Below are 16371 nucleotides of genomic sequence, written 5' to 3' on the forward strand. Positions count from 1 at the left end.
GCGAGAAGCCGTAAACGCGGGTTTGCTCAAAGACTTGCGGATCACTGGCTCATCTCCCGTGACCATGAAAGGGCGTTGACATAGATGCCGAGCGGATTTGCGCGCAGGCGCTCGGCATTGCGCGGCGTCTGGATCACGATGGTCAGGATCGCTGTCCATCGCTCGGTGGTGGAGAGTTGACCGTTCTCGTAGTGGCGCTCGGTCCAGGCAATACGGAAGGAATCCGGCGATGCCCGGATGACGCTCGACACCTCGACGGCGATCTGCTGGCGGCCGACACGGGTGAACGGGTCGTTGGCCCGCGCATGGTCGTTGAGCGCCGCCGCGCCGCGATCCGTGGTGAATTCATAGGCCCTGAGCCAGTTCTGGCGGACAATGATCGGGTCAGCGGGAAGCGAGCGGACCTGCTCGATGAAGCGGCCAAGATGGAACGCGATCTGCGGATCTGTCGGCCGATAGTCGACCGTCGCCGGGGCGACGGTCTGGGCCTGGCCGAGATTGTCCACCTGCACCACCCAGGGCACGACGGTTCCGCGCGCGGATTGCCAGACAAGCGCGCCAGCAAAACCGACCGAGAGGATCAGCGAGCCGAACGCCATATAGCGCCAGTTCCTCGCCTGCACGCGAGCCGAGCCGATGCGTTCGTCCCAGACCTGCGCGGCGCGCTGATACGGCGTTTCCGGTGCCGGCACCTTGCCGTAATGGGTCGTCGGTCGCTTGAAGATGTTCATGTGCGGTCACTTTCGGATAGGCTGATCGAGGAGCCGCCGCCACGGCTGTCACCGGATCGGACGGCATGGGCTGCGGCCCTGACGCCCTGGCTCATCGCGCGGCTACGCTGCATTTGCTGCGCCCAGGCCGGCGGACCATTTGCGGCTGAAGGGGTTGATGGTGCAGACGATGGGGCTCCGCCGACCGTTCCCATGGAGGAACTGCCGCCGGACGCCGCGAACCCGGCTCTGGCGCCGTCGGAATAGCTGGATTTCATGCTGTCGGCGGAGCGTGATGCGGCGCGCTTGAGGGGCGAGATGGCTGCGGATGCACCAGTGCGCGCCACGCCGCCAAGGCCGGAAGCGACACCGGATGCGCCGGACCCGCCCATGGAACTGAGCGTATAGGCCGATGACGCCGCACCGGCGGCCGAGGCCCCGCCGCGGGCAAGTGCCGCGCCACCAGAGAGTGCGGCACCGCCACCGCGCGCCGCAAGCATGGTCGCGCCGCCGGCTGCCACAGCAGCACCGCCGACCGCGAGGCCGGTTCCAACCGCCGCCCCTGCACTGAGTTGCGGGCCGCCCGAGACGAGGCCCGCAGCGATGCCGGGGCCGAAGATGCCGAGACCGAGAAGAGAAAGGGCGGCCAGCACGATCGCCATGGCGTCGTCGATGGTCGGGGTCGCACCGCCGAAGCCTGCGGTGAACTGGCCGAAGAGTGTCGAGCCGATGCCGATGATGACGGTCAACACCAGCACCTTGATGCCGGATGAGACGACATTGCCCAGGACCCTTTCAGCCATGAAGGCCGTCTTGCCGAAGAGACCGAAGGGGATCAGCACGAAGCCTGCGAGTGTCGTCAGCTTGAACTCGATGAGGGTGACGAAGAGCTGGATCGCTAGGATGAAGAAGGCGAGGATGACCAGCGCCCAGGCGAAGAACAGACAAAGGATCTGCACGAGGTTTTCAAAGACGGCGATCCAGCCCATGAGGTCGGAGATGGATTCGAGCAGTGGACGCCCGGCATCAAGGCCAATCTGGGCGACGCGGCCGGGTCGCAGGAGATCGGCGGCGGAAAACCCGGTGCCCGAGGCCATCAGGCCGAGACCGGCGAAGCTCTCGAAGACGATCCGGGCGAGGTTGTTCCAGTTGGAGATGATATAGGCGAAGACGCCGACGAAGATCGTCTTCTTCACCAGGCGCGCGATGATGTCGTCGTCGGCGCCCCAGGCCCAGAACAGGGCGGCGAGCGTCACGTCGATGACGATGAGCGTCGTGGCGATAAAGGCAACCTCGCCGCCGAGCAGGCCGAAGCCGGAGTCGATGTAGCTGGTGAAGATGCCAAGGAAATTGTCGATGACCCCCGTGCCGCCCATTGCTCATCGCTCCCCATTCGGGCCGGGGTTAGTCCGGGCGGGCGTTCGACCGAGGAAACGGTCACGGGTCTCAGCCCAGATGCCCAGGCATTCCGCATCATTGGCGGCGGACTCACCCATTTCCTGACAGCGGCGCTGACCTTCGCGGAGAGGATCGGTCGACGGCAGGAGTGCCGGAGCGGAAGGCACCGGGGCAGAGACGTCTTCACGGGTCATCTCGATGATCGCCGCCGTGATGGCGACGGCAATGAGCACGATGGCCGCGATCCTGGCCAGCACCTTCCCTTCCATGATCTCCCTCTCCCGGCCTCAGTTGAACATCTGCGCGTTGCCGGGCTGGTAGCCCGAGCCCGGCGTCAGGAAGCGTTCGCGCTGGATGCGGCCCTGTTCGGCTGCCGTCGCGCGCTCGGCCTCTGTGAGGGCCCCCGCCCGGCCATTGGCCGAGATGACCGCGATCAGGTCGGAAAGCTGCTGGCTTTGCAGGGCGAGAAGTTGGTTGCCGGCCTGGGTGGCTTGCAGCGCGCCCGTCGCCCCCTGGCTTTCTCCGACGAGGGCGGACATTTCGGCGCGGTTGGTGTCGATATTGCCGACGACGCCGGCCTGCACCCGCATAGCGTCCTGAAGACCCCCGACGGTATTCTCCCAGCGAGAGCGTGCATCGGTGACGAGCTGCTGATCGGTGGCCGTGAGGGATAGGTTGCCATAGTCCTGCTGGAACATCTGGTCGATGTTCTGGACGTCGAAGGCGATGTTCTGCGCTTGGCCGAGAAGCTGCTGGGTCCGCTGGACATTCTGCTGAAGCTGCTGGAGCGACGAGTGCGGCAGGCTCGCGAGATTGCGGGCCTGGTTGATCAGCATCTGCGCCTCGTTCTGGAGCGAGGTGATCTGATTGTTGATCTGTTCCAGCGTGCGTGCGGCGGTCAGCAGGTTTTCGGCATGGTTGGTCGGGTCATAGACGATCCGGCCGAACCCGCCGAAGAAGGCAAGGGCCGGTGTCGTGAACACTGGCGCCAGTGCCAGCGGCGCGGCGAGCGCAAGGGTCAGCGCCGAGGTGCTGATCATGCGGGCGAACCGGGGCAATTTGCCGGTCATAGTGAAATCTCCTTTTCTTCCAGGATGATGCCGAACTCGTCCTTATCGACGACGGGCGACAGGTTCTCGCTTTCCTTCGCGAGATTGGTGAGGTCCGGGATCAGGTCGGCGGCCCATTCGACGCCGCGTGCGCGCAGCCAGGCGGCGAGGAACCCGTCGCGGCCGTGTTCAGCGAGGATTTTAGTGATCAGGCCCTGATCTGACTTGGCAGACGCGGCGCAGAGCGCGAGGCCGACGTCGCTGAGGCCCAGCTCGAACAGCCGGTTGCCCCTGCGGCTTTGGCAATAGTAGTCCCGCTTGGGCGTGGCCCGCGCCAGGATCTCGATCTGGCGATCATTGAGGCCGAACCGGCGATAGATCGCGGTGATCTGCGGCTCAATGGCCCGCTCGTTCGGCAGCAGGAGCCGCGTTGGACAGCTTTCGATGATGGCCGGGGCGATATTGCTGCCGTCGATGTCGCTGAGGCTCTGCGTGGCGAAGATGACGCTGGCGTTCTTCTTGCGCAGCGTTTTGAGCCACTCGCGGAGCTGGCCAGCGAACCCTTCGTCGTCGAGCGCCAGCCAGCCCTCGTCGATGATCAGCAGCGTCGGGCGACCGTCCAGCCGGTCGCCAATACGATGAAACAGATAGGAGAGGACGGCGGGCGCGGCGCCGGTGCCGACCAGGCCCTCGATCTCGAACACCTGCACGTCGGCCGAGCCGAGATGCTCGGCCTCGGCATCAAGAAGGCGTCCATAGGGGCCGCCGACACAATAGGAGCGCAGCGCCTGTTTCAGGTCATTGGATTGCAGCAGCACGGCAAGGCCAGTGATGGTGCGTTCGCCGACCGGCGCGGAGGCGAGCGAGGTCAGGGCCGTCCAGAGATGTTCCTTCACCTCGGGCGTGATCTGGATATTCTCGCGCACCAGGATCGCGACGATCCAGTCGGCGGCCCAGGCGCGCTCAGTGGTCTCGTGGATGCGGGACAGCGGTTGCAGCGAAACGGAAGCCTCGGCCGCGTCGGTCAGTTCACCGCCGAGATCGTGCCAGTCACCCCGCATGGCAAGAGCGGAGGCGCGGATCGACCCGCCGAAATCGAAGGCGAAGACCTGCGATCCGACATAGCGGCGGAACTGCAAGGCCATCAGCGCCAGCAGCACCGACTTGCCCGCGCCGGTCGGCCCGACAACGAGGGTATGGCCCACGTCACCGACATGGAGGGAGAACCGGAACGGGGTTGAACCTTCGGTCCTGCCATAAAGCAGCGGGGGTGCGCCGAAGTGATCGTCCCGCTCCGGCCCCGCCCACACGGCGCTTGAGGGAACCATGTGGGCAAGGTTGAGCGTCGAGACCGGCGGCTGGCGGACATTCGCATAGGCGTGTCCGGGCAGGCTGCCGAGCCAGGCGTCGACGGCATTGACCGTCTCGACCATGACGCTGAAATCGCGGGACTGGATGATCTTCTCGACCAGCCGCAGCTTTTCATCGGCGCGGCGGGCGTCCGCGTCCCAGACGGTGACCGTCGCGGTGACATAGGCCATGCCGGCCATATCGGCGCCAAGTTCCTGCAACGCCATGTCCGCGTCCGCCGCCTTGTTCGCGGCATCCGTGTCCACGAGCGCGGATTGCTCGTTGGTCATCACCTCCTTGAGGATCGCCGCGATGCTCTTGCGCTTGGCAAACCATTGCCGCCTGATCTTGGTCAGCAGCCGGGTCGCGTCGGTTTTGTCCATCAGGATGGCGCGGGTGGACCATCGGTAAGGAAAGGCCAACCGGTTCATCTCATCAAGCAGGCCGGGCGTGGTCGTGCCCGGAAATCCGGTGATCGTCAGTACCCGGAGATGCTGATTGCCCAGGCGCGGCTCCAGCCCGCCGGTCAGCGGCTGGTCGGGCAGCAGCGCATCGAGATAGGCCGGGGTTTCGGGGACGCCGACGCGATGTCGGTTGGTCGAGATCGTCGAGTGCAGATAGGTCAGTGTGCCGGCGTCATCGAGCCAGCGGCACTCCGGCATGAATCCGTCGAGCAGCCCCAGCACGCGGTCGGTGCGGTCGATAAAGCCGCGCACCAGTTCCCAGGGGTTCACGCCCGAAGTCTCGCGGCCTTCGTAAAGCCAGGACTCCGAGCGTGCCGCGTCTTCGGCGGGCGGTAGCCAAAGGAAGGTCAGGAAATAGCCGGAGACGAAATGGCTGCCTTCCTCCTCGAAATCGGCCTTGCGCTCGGCATCGACCAGCGCCGAGGCCGGATCGGGGAAGCGGCTTGCAGGATAGGTCGCGGCTTCCGACCGCTGCGCCTCGACGAAGATCGCCCAGCCGGAGCCGAGGCGGCGGAAGGCGTTGTTCAGCCGTCCGGCGACGGCGACAAGTTCGGCCGCGACGGCGGAATCCAGATCCGGCCCACGAAACTTCGCGGTCCTTTGGAGCGAGCCGTCTTTGTTCAGCACTACGCCCTCACCGACCAGCGCCACCCAAGGCAAGTAGTCGGCCAAGCGGCTGCTGCGATTGCGGTATTCCGAGAGATTCATCATGGATCAAACCTCAAACCGAAAGATGGCCGGGGATGCGGAGATGGCGGCGCGCAACCTCGACGAAAAGCGGATCGCGTTTCGCGGCCCAGACAGCCGCGATATGGCCGACGGCCCAGATCAGGATGCCGGCGAGCCAGAGCTGGAGGCCGAGCCCGACCGCCCCGGCCAGGGTGCCGTTCAGGATGGCGACGGATCGCGGCGCGCCGCCGAGCAGGATCGGCTCGGTCAGGGCGCGATGGACCGAAACGGAAAAGCCGGGCACCGTGTCGAGCGTCTCGAAACTCACGACCATCAGACCAGCGCCCCGCCGCCGAAGGAGAAGAAGCTGAGGAAGAAGGAACTGGCCGCGAAAGCGATCGAGATGCCGAAGACGATCTGGATCAGGCGACGGAAGCCGCCGCCGGTGTCGCCGAAGGCGAGCGTCAACCCGGTGACGATGATGATGATCACCGCCACGATCTTGGCCACTGGTCCTTCGACGGAATCGAGGATGGATTGCAGCGGCGCTTCCCAGGGCATGGAAGAGCCCGAGGCAAAGGCCGGGGACGTCATCAGGCTTACCCAGGCGAAGCTCGAGGCGATCGCCAGATGATGGCGGATACGGAAGGCGCAACGGATCATGCAGGTTCTCCTGAAACGTGAGTGGTGTCGGGTTCTGAAAAGGCGGGGGAAATCCGGTAGTCGCCGTCCGCGCCGAGCCCTTCGACGCGGGCGAGTTCGGCAAGGCGGCGATTGGTGCCGCGCCCGGCGAGGACAGCCACGAGGTCGATGGTTTCCGCGATCATGGCGCGGGGGACGGTGACAACAGCTTCCTGGATGAGCTGTTCGAGGCGGCGCAGCGCACCGATGCCGGAACCGGCGTGAATGGTGCCGATGCCGCCCGGATGCCCGGTTCCCCAGGCTTTGAGGAGATCGAGCGCCTCGGCGCCGCGCACCTCGCCGATCGGAATACGGTCGGGACGCAGGCGCAGCGACGACCGCACCAGTTCCGACAAGGTGGCCACGCCATCCTTGGTCCGCATGGCGACGAGGTTGGGTGCTGCGCATTGCAGCTCGCGGGTGTCCTCGATGATGACGACACGATCCTGCGTCTTAGCCACTTCGGCCAGCAGCGCGTTGGTCAAGGTGGTCTTGCCGGTCGAGGTGCCTCCCGCTACCAGGATATTGGCGCGGGACGCGACGGCCTCGCGTAGTGTTGCGGCATGGTCGGCGGACATGATTCCGGCCGCCACATAGTCGTCGAGCGTGAACACCGCGACGGCGGGCTTGCGGATGGCGAAGGCGGGTGCGGCTACGACCGGCGGCAGCAGGCCCTCGAAGCGCTCGCCGGTCTCCGGCAGTTCGGCCGAGACGCGGGGGCTGCGGGCATGCACCTCCACACCGACATGGTGGGCAACCAGCCGGACGATACGCTCCCCGTCGGCGGCGGACAACATCTCGCCCGTATCGGCCAGCCCTTCGGACAGCCGGTCCACCCAGATCCGGCCATCGGGGTTCAGCATGACCTCGACCACAGACGGATCTTGCAGCAGGGTTGAGATGGCAGGCCCGAGCGCCGTTCGGAGCATGCGCGCGCCGCGGTCCACCGTTGCCTGTTTGTGGTTGATGCCTGCCATCTCGTCCCCGTTCCACCGGGGAGGCGAGAGTGGATCCCCGGATGGGGATCACTAAAAGAGAAGCAAAGCAGGCCGTTTCAACAAGTTTCGAGCGTCGTAGTAGCGTGGCGTGCAAATACAGGAGAACGGCGGTGGCGCCACTCAGCGCCAAGGCGGAGTGGCGTGGGGAGCCGTTCAACATGAGCGGAATGATCCTATGAACATGACGGCTTTGCGGACGAAGCTGCCATTCGCCGCAGATGCATCCTTGCGAGCATTTCAGCACGAAACTCAACGATGCGCAGGAAGCTGCCTGATGGCAGTGTAACATCGCAGTCGCGGCAGGATCGCGAAGCCGCCGCTCGCGCGACAAGCAGCGACAGCCGAGATAGCAGCGCGCATCGGATCCTCCTGCTGACGACGCATCTGACATATTGCGAGCACAGCAGTTGCCCTGCTGAGGATGATCGCTTCTTCCTCGCTGTAGATTAGAATCCGGACGTGTTGCCTTGTGTATTCTCTGGCACCCCGGTTCCGGGTTGCAAATGCAGCCTGTTTGCGCCTAACAGCGCATGAAACGCATGGACCTGGTGAGAACCCGGGTGGCTCTTCCGGCCGCTGATCCGCCGGACAACCCGAACCTATGCCAAAGAACGAACATCGACATGCGGCCCATTCCGGCCCCTGATCGGTCAGGAACGGATTTACATGATTTCACTCGATGCCTACCGAACCCAATGGTTCGGCAATATCCGGGGCGACCTGCTGGCCGGGTTGGTTGTGGCGCTGGCGCTGATCCCCGAAGCCATCGCCTTTTCCATCATCGCAGGCGTTGACCCCAAGGTGGGACTTTACGCCAGCTTCTCGATTGCCGTGCTGATCGCCTTTACCGGTGGGCGGCCCGGTATGATCTCGGCGGCCACTGCCGCCACGGCGGTGCTGATGGTCACGCTGGTGCGCGACCACGGGCTGCAATATCTGATGGCCGCCACCGTGCTGGCCGGTTTGATCCAGATCGGCGCCGGACTGCTGCGTCTGGGCTTTGTGATGCGCTATATATCGAAATCTGTGATGACCGGCTTCGTCAATGCGCTGGCCATCCTGATCTTCCTCGCGCAGCTGCCAGAACTGGACCCTTCCATGGTCACCTGGCTGACCTATGTACTGGTCGCCGCTGGGCTTGCCATCATCTATCTCTTCCCATTGTTGACCAAGGCGATCCCGTCGCCGCTGGTCACCATCGTCGTGCTGACGGCATTGACAATGGCCTTCGGCTGGGAGATGCGCACGGTGGGCGACATGGGCGAACTGCCCGACACGTTGCCGGTCTTCCTGATTCCGCAGATCCCGCTGACGCTGGAGACGCTGCTGATCGTCCTGCCCTATTCGCTGGCCATCGCGGTAGTCGGCCTGCTGGAAAGCCTGATGACGCAGACCATCGTCGATGACCTGACCGATACCAGATCGGACCGCGATCAGGAATGCGTCGGCCAGGGTATCGCCAATACCGCCACCGGCTTTATCGGTGGCATGGCGGGCTGCGCCATGATCGGCCAGTCGATCATCAACGTGAAATCCGGCGGACGCGGGCGGCTTTCGACCTTTACCGCCGGTTTCGTGCTGCTGATCCTCGTTGTCTTTCTGGGGGATTGGGTGGCCCGGATCCCGATGCCCGCGCTGGTGGCGATCATGATCATGGTGTCGATCGGCACCTTCTCGTGGTCGTCGCTGAAGAACCTGCGGACCCACCCGCGCTCGTCCTCGGTAGTGATGCTCGCGACCGTGGCGATCGTGGTCTGGACCCACAACCTCGCCATCGGCGTGCTGGTCGGTGTGCTTCTGTCGGGCATCTTCTTTGCCGGCAAGATCGCGCAGCTGTTCAAGGTCAGCTCTTCGGCCACAGCTGACTGAATCGCCCCGGGTCCGTCGGAGACCTAAAGCTTCATTTCATGCGACCATATCGAGCACGTCGCCCTGTGCATAGAAGTTCTCTTCGGCCTCGGCTGGCGGGATATTTCCGATGGGACCAAGCAGGCGGCGGTTGTTGAACCAATCGACCCATCCGAGGGTAGCCATTTCCAGATCCTGCATGTTGCGCCACGGCCCTTGGCGATGGACCAGTTCGGTTTTGTAGAGGCCGTTGATCGTCTCAGCGAGGGCGTTGTCATACGAGTCGCCGACACTGCCGACCGACGGCTCGATCCCGGCTTCAGTCAAGCGCTCGGTGTATCGAATGGACAAATATTGCCCGCCGCGGTCCGAATGGTGGATCAAGCCGGCTTTCTGAACGGGCCGTCGATCATGCAGGGCTTGCTCCAAAGCATCGAGGACAAAGTCTGTCTTGGCAGACCGCGAGACCCGCCAGCCGACGATGCGGTCGGCAAACGTATCGATCACAAAGGCTACGTAAACAAAGCCTTGCCACGTGGACACATAGGTAAAATCGCTGACCCATAGCAGATTCGGTGCTGGGGCCCGGAACACGCGGTTCACCTTGTCGCGCGGACAGGGCGCTGACGTGTCAGGGATCGTTGTCTTGACTACCTTTCCACGCACGGCACCACGGATGCCGATCTGTTTCATCAAGCGCTCCACCGTGCAGCGCGCCAGATCAAAGCCCTCGCGCTTGAGCTGATGCCACGCCTTGCGGACGCCATAGACCTGGTAATTCTCATCCCAGACCCGTTTGATTTCAGGGCGTAGCTCCGTATCCCGCTGATGGCGCAGCGACGCTTTGGAAGGATCAGCGAGGCACGCCAGGCGGTGGTAATATGTCGACGGCGCGATCGGCAAAACCCTGCAGATCGACTCGACGCCGTAGACAAAGCGCTGATCATCAATGAACGTGATCATCGCTTCAGTGGGCGGTCGAGTTCCGCCTGCGCAAAATAAGCTGATGCCTTGCGGAGGATCTCGTTCGCCTGACGCAGCTCACGGTTCTCCCGCTCAAGCGCCTTGATGCGATCCCGCTCCTCGGTCGTCACACCGTCGCGCATCCCGCTGTCTTTCTCGGCCTGCTTGACCCAATCGCGCAAGGTCTGCGGAATACAGCCGATCTTCGGTGCAATGGCCGCAATCGCGCCCGCCTGCGTTTCGTAAGAGCCTTGATGCTCGAACACCATCCGGACCGCACGAGCGCGGACCTCAGGCGAGTAGCGATTTGCCATTTTGCTTTTCGTCATAACCATCATCCTTACTTAAGTTGATGGTCTCCGACAGACCCGGGGCGATTCAGACGGCCGGGTGCGCACCTATGTGATCGAGGGGCAGCTGTTCTATGGCTCGGTTGAGGATTTCATGGATGCCTTCGACTTCAAGGAAGCCCTGGAGAAGGTGATCATCGACGTCAGCCGCGCCCATATCTGGGACATTTCTTCGGTGCAGGCGCTGGATATGGCTATCCTGAAGTTCCGCCGCGACGGGGCCGAGGTCGAGCTCGTCGGCATGAACGAGGCGTCGGAAACCATCGTCGACAAGCTTGCCATCCACGACAAACCCGGCGCGATGGACAAGCTGACAGCGCATTGACGGAGTACGACATGACGGAACAACCGCAGAAGATCGTCGCACTTGTCGATGGCTCGACCTATTCGACCAGCGTCTGCGACCATGCCGCCTGGTTGTCGGGCCGCACCGGCGCGCCGGTCGAGCTAATCCATGTGCTGGGGCGCCGCGAGGCACCGGAAAATCAAGATCTGTCCGGTGCCATCGCACTCGGCGCCCGCACCGCCCTTCTTGAAGAGCTGGCCGAACTGGACGCGCAGCGCGCGATGCTGGTCAGCCACCGGGGCCGCGCCATCCTGGAAGATGCCCACGCCATCCTCGACAAGGCGGGCGTAACCGAAATTACAACTCGCCTGCGCCATGGTGACCTGATCGAGGCGGTGACCGAGGTCGAGCTTGATGCCCGCGTGATCATGATCGGTAAGCGTGGCGAGGCGGCGGATTTCGCCAAGGGGCATCTGGGGTCGAACCTCGAACGTGTCGTGCGGGCCAGCCACAAGCCGGTTTTCGTGGCCTCGCGGACCTTCAAGCCGATTTCCAAGGTCCTAGTCGCCTATGACGGCGGGGTTTCGGCGACGAAAGCAGTAGATCACATCGCCCGCAATCCACTGTTCCGAGAACTGGAAATCCATCTGGTCACGGTCGGCAGCGCCATGCCCAAAGCGCAGACGGGCCTGGCGGATGCGAAAGTTTCGCTGAAGGCTGCCGGGATCGAGGCCGAAACCTCAATCCTGCCGGGTCAGCCGGAAACCGCGCTCGGCAAACTGGTGGAAGAGGCGCGGTTCGACATGCTGGTGATGGGTGCCTATGGCCACTCACGCATCCGCAGCCTGATCATCGGATCCACCACCACGGCGATGATCCGGTCCTGCAAGGTGCCAGTGGTCCTGATCCGTTGACCAAATCGCACCCCTGTTTCTTCTTGTGTCGATGGGGGAGATCATGGCTTTTTTAACAACCGGGATGCGGCACTAGCCAACAGAAAATTGACCCGGCACCGCCCATCCTTTCCTGCATCGTTCCGCCGGGTTCAGTGCCCATGACCGCTTCCGAGATCTCCGCGCTGCAGCAATTGGTAAGGACAACCGTCCGAAATCGGTCATGTCTCATACTGTGTCCGAAAAAACTGGCTTCGCTGCGGATGATCTGAATGTCGGTGATGGGCTCGAGGCGGCACACCAATCAGTGCGCCCCTGTTCCCTCATCTGATCCGCCCACGTCCTCGGAAATCTCCTGCCGAAGCTTCGGCCCCTGCGCGAGACGCCGGCCAAGTGCGGTGATGAACGCCTCATATCGTTCCGCCGACTTCGCCTTCGCGGCCTTCGCAGCTGGCTCAGGCAGCGCCGGCGTTGTCGTGACCCAGAAGCGGATGAACACGGCGAGGCTCTCGACGGCGATGCCGACATCACGTTCCAGCCGCGTCATGCGGCGGTCGAGCTGGTCGAGGCGCTTGGCGACAACCGCTTCCCGTCGCTCGGCATCGTCCGGCGACAGGAACGACGCGATGGCTGCTTCGGCGATCATGGATTGCGAGCGATCCCGGCGCGCGGCGAAGTCCGCCAGCGCCGCCTCAATGTCGGGGTCCAGATAGATCGTGGTCTTTTTCTTCTTTCGGCGATTGGTCATGGCGCTACAGCTCCATGCCGTCGTTCGGGTCCATGGCGACCTGCCGGGCAATCCCCTGCACCTGGCGGATCATGCGTCGGTTCCGGGCAATATCTTCGTCCACGTCATCGGACAGATCGGGCTCGAACTCGTTCTCGATGGGCTTTTTCTTCTCCACCGGCTTCACGCGGCTGAGTTCGGGCTGCAACCGGCGCTCCGACTCGGTCGGATCTTCATCATCTGCGATGTGGTCCTCGTCATCCTCGGCAGGCCCGGGTCGCGCGGGGATCGGTAGCGTGGTCCAGTCGTCGGGGCGCGTTCCCTCGGGGCGCTTCAATTCGGGCGGGGAAAGAACCCGCTCCCGGAATCGGGCATCCTCAAAGTAGCGCGCCTTCGTCGCCCGGATCGGCGGGATGCCCGCCACCATGACGATCTCTTCGTGCGGCGGAAGCTGCATGATCTCGCCTGGCGTCAGCAATTGCCGCGCGGTTTCCGAACGCGACACCATGAGATGCCCGAGCCAGGGGGACAGCCGGTGCCCGGCATAGTTCTTCATCGCCTTCATCTCGGTGGCGGTCCCCAGCGCGTCGGAAACACGCTTGGCGGTGCGCTCGTCGTTCGTGGCGAAACTCACCCGCACATGGCAGTTGTCGAGGATCGAGTTGTTCGGTCCATAGGCTTTCTCGATCTGGTTCAGCGACTGGGCGATCAAGAAGGATTTCAAGCCGTACCCCGCCATGAAGGCCAACGCGGTCTCGAAAAAGTCAAGCCTGCCCAACGCCGGAAACTCGTCGAGCATCAAGAGCAGCCGATGCCTTCCGGCATTCGCTTGCAGATCCTCGGTGAGGCGACGGCCAACCTGATTGAGCAGCAATCGCATCAGGGGTTTGGTGCGGTTGATGTCGGAAGGTGGCACGACAAGGTAGAGCGTGGTTGGCTGATCACCGGCCACAATATCGCTGATCCGCCAGTCGGAGCGGCGCGTGACCTCGGCCACGACGGGATCGCGATAGAGGCCCAGAAACGACATCGCCGTCGACAACACGCCCGATCGCTCGTTCTCGGACTTGTTGCGCAGCTCGCGCGCCGCACTGGCCACGACCGGATGCGGACCCGCCTCACCCAGATGCGCGGTTGTCATCATGGCGCGCAGGGTGGAGTCCACCGGACGCTTGGGATCCGACAGGAACCTGGCCACGCCAGCCAGCGTCTTGTCGGGTTCGGAATAGAGAACATGCAGGATCGCGCCGACAAGGAGTGAATGGGAGGTCTTTTCCCAATGGTTGCGCTTGTCGAGGCTGCCTTCGGGATCGACGAGGATATCGGCGATGTTCTGCACGTCCCGCACTTCCCACTCTCCGCGACGCACCTCAAGCAGGGGATTATAGGCCGAGGATTTCGGGTTGGTCGGATCGAAGAGCAGCACCCGGCCGTGGTGTGAACGAAACCCCGCAGTAAGTTGCCAGTTCTCGCCCTTGATGTCGTGGACGATGGCGGACCCCGGCCAGGTCAACAGCGTCGGCACCACCAGGCCGACGCCCTTGCCCGAACGGGTCGGCGCGAAACACAGCACATGCTCGGGACCGTCGTGCCGCAGATACTCGCGGTCATATCGGCCGAGGACCACACCATCGGGATCGAGCAGGCCCGCAGCCTTCACCTCGGGCTTTGAGGCCCATCGCGCCGAGCCATAGGTGGCGACGCCCTTCGCCTCGCGCGCCCGCCAGACCGACATGCCTATGGCGACCGCGATGGCGATGAAGCCGCCCGAGGCCGCGATGATCCCGCCCTTGGCAAAGATCGGCGGCGCATAGGCTTCGTAGAAATACCACCACCAGAAGATCGCGGGCGGATAATAGACCGGCACGCCGAACAGCTCGAACCAGGGCGGCCCGAGTTGCGCCTGATAGCCGAGGCTCCAGGCAACATATTGCGTCGCGCCCCAGGTGGTGGCGAGGATGATCAGGAAGACGATGGATATCTGTCCCCAGAGGATTTTGGTGGCGGACATGGGCGGAGATCCTTTCCGGTTGAGGTCAGAGGCCGAGGCTGCGCTTTCGCCCGAAGTCCCAATCGACACCGCCATCGTCGCGGGCAACGCCGGAGACGTGACGGCCGATCTGCTTTTCCAAAGAGGGCGACCAGGGCACGAGCTGGAAGCCGAGGCCTCCGTCGGGTCCGGGACCCTCGATCATGGCAAAACGGCCGGAGGCGAGCGCGAAGCGCTGGCGATAAGAACCGGCGACATATTCGCCGCTGGCGGCACGCTCGAAGGACATGCCGGTCTCACCTGCGAGCTTCTCGGCAAGGCTGTCGAGTTCGCGCCTGCGCAGCGTGCTGAGCAGCCGGCGCGCAAAGACCACGCGTCCGCCCTGTCGTTCGGCATAGCCCTCGCCGATCAGATGTTCCGCGCGGTCATCCAGAGCCTGACGGACCTCGGCGCCGAAGCCGCTGTCGGAAAGCGCAATCGGATCTCGGGCGATGGCCTGCCGGTCGAGCCAGGTCGCACCCGACGCGCCGACCTGAGCGCCGAGATCGAGATCGGAGCGGACGGCAAGCGCGACACGGCGCGCACCTTGCGCATCCTCATAAGCGCGCAGCTCGACAATCGAGCCGGGTGGGCTGTCGCCGGCGGCATCCAGATGCGGCAGCTTGATATGATGGCTGCGGCCGTCAACACCATCGACCACGGCATAGGCGGTGCCCTTCAACTCGTCATCAAGGCCGCGCTCGACCAGACGGCCGATGACCGGAACGTCGAGGCTTTCACCGGCGAGGACATAGCTGGCCGAGCCGCGCTCGATGCCGCGTTCGGTCAGGGCGCGGTGCATACGCTTGATGATGTCGCCGCGCTCACCAATCTCGCGCAGGACTGTCTCGGCCTCGGGCCTGATCACCCATTGCGCCGGGCCGATCTGATCAGCGACCCCGAGGACTTCGAGGGTGCGGAGCCTGCCAACCTTCAACGTATGGAACTCGTCCTGCGGTCGGTCGGCATGGGGTGCGAGATCCACGACACCGGACTTGCCGGCATCACGGAAAAGCTGGCGGTCGATCTGTGTCCAGCGCTCGGCCTCGACCTGGGCCTCAAGGCTGCGGCGGATGTCGAGATCGGTGCGCGGCCCCAGCTCCAGGGTGATGAGATCGCGCGCCCGGTCCCGCATCCCCTCCTTGATGTAGGCGCGGGAAATCACGAGATCCTGCCCGTCGTCGCGGGTGCCGCGCACGATCAGATGGACATGCGGATGCGCCGTGTTCCAGTGAGCGACCGCCACCCAATCGAGGCGCGTGCCGAGATCCTTTTCCATCTGGCCGACAAGATCGTCGGTGAAGGATCGGAGGTCGGACATATCCAGCGCGTCGTCAGGCGAGACGATGAACCGGAAATGATGCCGGTCATCACCGCAGCGCTCCGCGAAAGCGCGACCATCGGCATCCTCCGTTCCCGGCCCGAACAGCCTTGCCTTCTCTCCGTCTCGGGTCACGCCGTCACGGCGCAGGTAATCAAGATGCGCCCCAAGCGGCGCCGACGACGCCATGTGGCGAACGACGCGTGCCTTGACGACGGCCCCGCGTGTACGGGAGGTGATGAGGCGGTTGGCCTGTACGCTGGCGCGCTGGCCGCGCCCGAAGCGGGAACGATTGCCGGATGTGACGCGGCCGGATCGCGAGACGCCACCTCCGGCCTTTTTCGCGGCGGCAAGCGCCTGTGCGATGAAAGGACGGGTTTGCTGCGCACGAGTTGATCGGATGCGCCCCGGACGGATGCGGAACTCGTGCTCATCGGACATGGCACATCCCCGCACGGTGCAAAACTGAGAAGAAAATCAGGAAGATGGACGCGAAGCACACGGTGCGCGATAACGCGGCACGGTGCGAAACGCGCCAGAAACATGAGCAAAAACAACCGCCCGCCTGAGCCGCACCGTGCGCGCTTTTATCCTGCCATCTTTCGGTCGTGGTGCCTGCCGCCACCCTCTGCGCC

Annotated in this window: 13 protein-coding genes, 2 pseudogenes and 2 other annotated features; of the genes and pseudogenes, 3 read left to right on the plus strand and 12 right to left on the minus strand. The window is 63.9% G+C overall.

Annotated elements, in window-relative coordinates; all coding sequences use genetic code 11:
• Positions 1-41: 41 nt before the first annotated feature.
• The 8 genes from trbF to trbB are packed head-to-tail and all read right to left on the minus strand — an operon-like array spanning position 42 to position 7250.
• Positions 42-731, minus strand: a complete 690-nt coding sequence (trbF, locus tag BLW83_RS14055) for a conjugal transfer protein TrbF (RefSeq protein ID WP_090848878.1) — start codon at positions 729-731, stop codon at positions 42-44.
• Positions 728-2086, minus strand: a complete 1359-nt coding sequence (trbL, locus tag BLW83_RS14060; RefSeq protein ID WP_090848879.1) for a P-type conjugative transfer protein TrbL — start codon at positions 2084-2086, stop codon at positions 728-730. Before trbL ends, trbF begins: the two co-directional genes overlap by 4 nt.
• A 3-nt stretch (positions 2087-2089) precedes the next feature.
• Positions 2090-2377: a putative entry exclusion protein TrbK-alt gene (gene trbK-alt / locus BLW83_RS14065; RefSeq protein ID WP_090848880.1), complete on the minus strand. Its 288-nt coding sequence runs from the start codon at positions 2375-2377 to the stop codon at positions 2090-2092.
• Between the two features lie 18 nt (positions 2378-2395).
• A complete protein-coding gene (gene trbJ, locus BLW83_RS14070; protein ID WP_090848881.1) occupies positions 2396-3178 on the minus strand; it encodes a P-type conjugative transfer protein TrbJ in 783 nt (260 codons plus the stop codon).
• On the minus strand, positions 3175-5682 hold the full coding sequence (trbE, locus tag BLW83_RS14075) for a conjugal transfer protein TrbE (protein ID WP_090848882.1): 2508 nt from the start codon (positions 5680-5682) through the stop codon (positions 3175-3177). The genes trbJ and trbE overlap by 4 nt, the downstream gene beginning before the upstream one ends.
• A 10-nt stretch (positions 5683-5692) precedes the next feature.
• Positions 5693-5974, minus strand: a complete 282-nt coding sequence (locus tag BLW83_RS14080; protein ID WP_058097062.1) for a VirB3 family type IV secretion system protein — start codon at positions 5972-5974, stop codon at positions 5693-5695.
• Complete coding sequence (locus BLW83_RS14085; RefSeq protein ID WP_090848883.1) at positions 5974-6303, minus strand: TrbC/VirB2 family type IV secretion system protein; 330 nt, start codon at positions 6301-6303, stop codon at positions 5974-5976. Before BLW83_RS14085 ends, BLW83_RS14080 begins: the two co-directional genes overlap by 1 nt.
• Positions 6300-7250, minus strand: a complete 951-nt coding sequence (gene trbB, locus BLW83_RS14090) for a P-type conjugative transfer ATPase TrbB (RefSeq protein ID WP_425433972.1) — start codon at positions 7248-7250, stop codon at positions 6300-6302. The genes BLW83_RS14085 and trbB overlap by 4 nt, the downstream gene beginning before the upstream one ends.
• A 607-nt stretch (positions 7251-7857) precedes the next feature.
• Positions 7858-7913: a sequence feature (sul1 is cis-regulatory element that is thought to sense ions involved in sulfur or methionine metabolism; They are found in Alphaproteobacteria), on the plus strand.
• A 72-nt stretch (positions 7914-7985) separates the two neighbouring features.
• On the opposite strand from trbB, the pseudogene BLW83_RS14095 reads away from it, so the two are divergent.
• Positions 7986-9185: pseudogene (locus BLW83_RS14095) on the plus strand (SulP family inorganic anion transporter); the annotation flags it as partial.
• Between the two features lie 39 nt (positions 9186-9224).
• Here BLW83_RS14095 and BLW83_RS14100 read toward each other — a convergent pair.
• A protein-coding gene (locus BLW83_RS14100) for an IS3 family transposase (protein ID WP_090848924.1) occupies positions 9225-10459 on the minus strand; the annotation gives its coding sequence in 2 pieces (ribosomal slippage) (positions 9225-10165 and positions 10165-10459; 1236 coding nt in all).
• Positions 10056-10172: a sequence feature (AL1L pseudoknot), on the minus strand. (Overlaps the previous gene by 117 nt.)
• A 52-nt stretch (positions 10460-10511) precedes the next feature.
• On the opposite strand from BLW83_RS14100, the pseudogene BLW83_RS14105 reads away from it, so the two are divergent.
• Together BLW83_RS14105 and BLW83_RS14110 are read left to right on the plus strand one after the other, a co-directional pair.
• Positions 10512-10805, plus strand: a pseudogene (locus BLW83_RS14105) (STAS domain-containing protein); the annotation flags it as partial.
• 11 nt (positions 10806-10816) lie between these two features.
• On the plus strand, positions 10817-11680 hold the full coding sequence (locus BLW83_RS14110) for a universal stress protein (protein WP_090848885.1): 864 nt from the start codon (positions 10817-10819) through the stop codon (positions 11678-11680).
• 283 nt (positions 11681-11963) lie between these two features.
• On the opposite strand, the gene BLW83_RS14115 is transcribed toward BLW83_RS14110, so the two are convergent.
• The 3 genes from BLW83_RS14115 to BLW83_RS14125 are packed head-to-tail and all read right to left on the minus strand — an operon-like array spanning position 11964 to position 16177.
• Positions 11964-12407: a ribbon-helix-helix domain-containing protein gene (locus tag BLW83_RS14115; protein ID WP_090848886.1), complete on the minus strand. Its 444-nt coding sequence runs from the start codon at positions 12405-12407 to the stop codon at positions 11964-11966.
• Positions 12408-12411: 4 nt separating this feature from the next.
• Positions 12412-14397, minus strand: coding sequence for a conjugal transfer protein TraG (locus tag BLW83_RS14120; protein ID WP_090848887.1), 1986 nt, complete (start codon positions 14395-14397; stop codon positions 12412-12414).
• A 25-nt stretch (positions 14398-14422) separates the two neighbouring features.
• Positions 14423-16177 carry a relaxase/mobilization nuclease domain-containing protein gene (locus tag BLW83_RS14125; protein WP_090848888.1) on the minus strand — a complete coding sequence of 585 codons (1755 nt, stop codon included), beginning with the start codon at positions 16175-16177 and terminating at the stop codon, positions 14423-14425.
• Between the last annotated feature and the right edge of the window lie 194 nt (positions 16178-16371).

This window comes from Paracoccus alkenifer, assembly GCF_900108405.1.
Lineage (GTDB): Bacteria > Pseudomonadota > Alphaproteobacteria > Rhodobacterales > Rhodobacteraceae > Paracoccus > Paracoccus alkenifer.

Bases quoted from the DNA above. Each gene is read 5' to 3' on its own strand.
- trbF (WP_090848878.1), bottom strand. From the start codon at position 731: ATGAACATCTTCAAGCGACCGACGACCCATTACGGCAAGGTGCCGGCA.
- trbL (WP_090848879.1), bottom strand. From the start codon at position 2,086: ATGGGCGGCACGGGGGTCATCGACAATTTCCTTGGCATCTTCACCAGC.
- trbK-alt (WP_090848880.1), bottom strand. From the start codon at position 2,377: ATGGAAGGGAAGGTGCTGGCCAGGATCGCGGCCATCGTGCTCATTGCC.
- trbJ (WP_090848881.1), bottom strand. From the start codon at position 3,178: ATGACCGGCAAATTGCCCCGGTTCGCCCGCATGATCAGCACCTCGGCG.
- trbE (WP_090848882.1), bottom strand. From the start codon at position 5,682: ATGATGAATCTCTCGGAATACCGCAATCGCAGCAGCCGCTTGGCCGAC.
- BLW83_RS14080 (WP_058097062.1), bottom strand. From the start codon at position 5,974: ATGGTCGTGAGTTTCGAGACGCTCGACACGGTGCCCGGCTTTTCCGTT.
- BLW83_RS14085 (WP_090848883.1), bottom strand. From the start codon at position 6,303: ATGATCCGTTGCGCCTTCCGTATCCGCCATCATCTGGCGATCGCCTCG.
- trbB (WP_425433972.1), bottom strand. From the start codon at position 7,250: ATGCTCCGAACGGCGCTCGGGCCTGCCATCTCAACCCTGCTGCAAGAT.
- BLW83_RS14110 (WP_090848885.1), top strand. From the start codon at position 10,817: ATGACGGAACAACCGCAGAAGATCGTCGCACTTGTCGATGGCTCGACC.
- BLW83_RS14115 (WP_090848886.1), bottom strand. From the start codon at position 12,407: ATGACCAATCGCCGAAAGAAGAAAAAGACCACGATCTATCTGGACCCC.
- BLW83_RS14120 (WP_090848887.1), bottom strand. From the start codon at position 14,397: ATGTCCGCCACCAAAATCCTCTGGGGACAGATATCCATCGTCTTCCTG.
- BLW83_RS14125 (WP_090848888.1), bottom strand. From the start codon at position 16,177: ATGTCCGATGAGCACGAGTTCCGCATCCGTCCGGGGCGCATCCGATCA.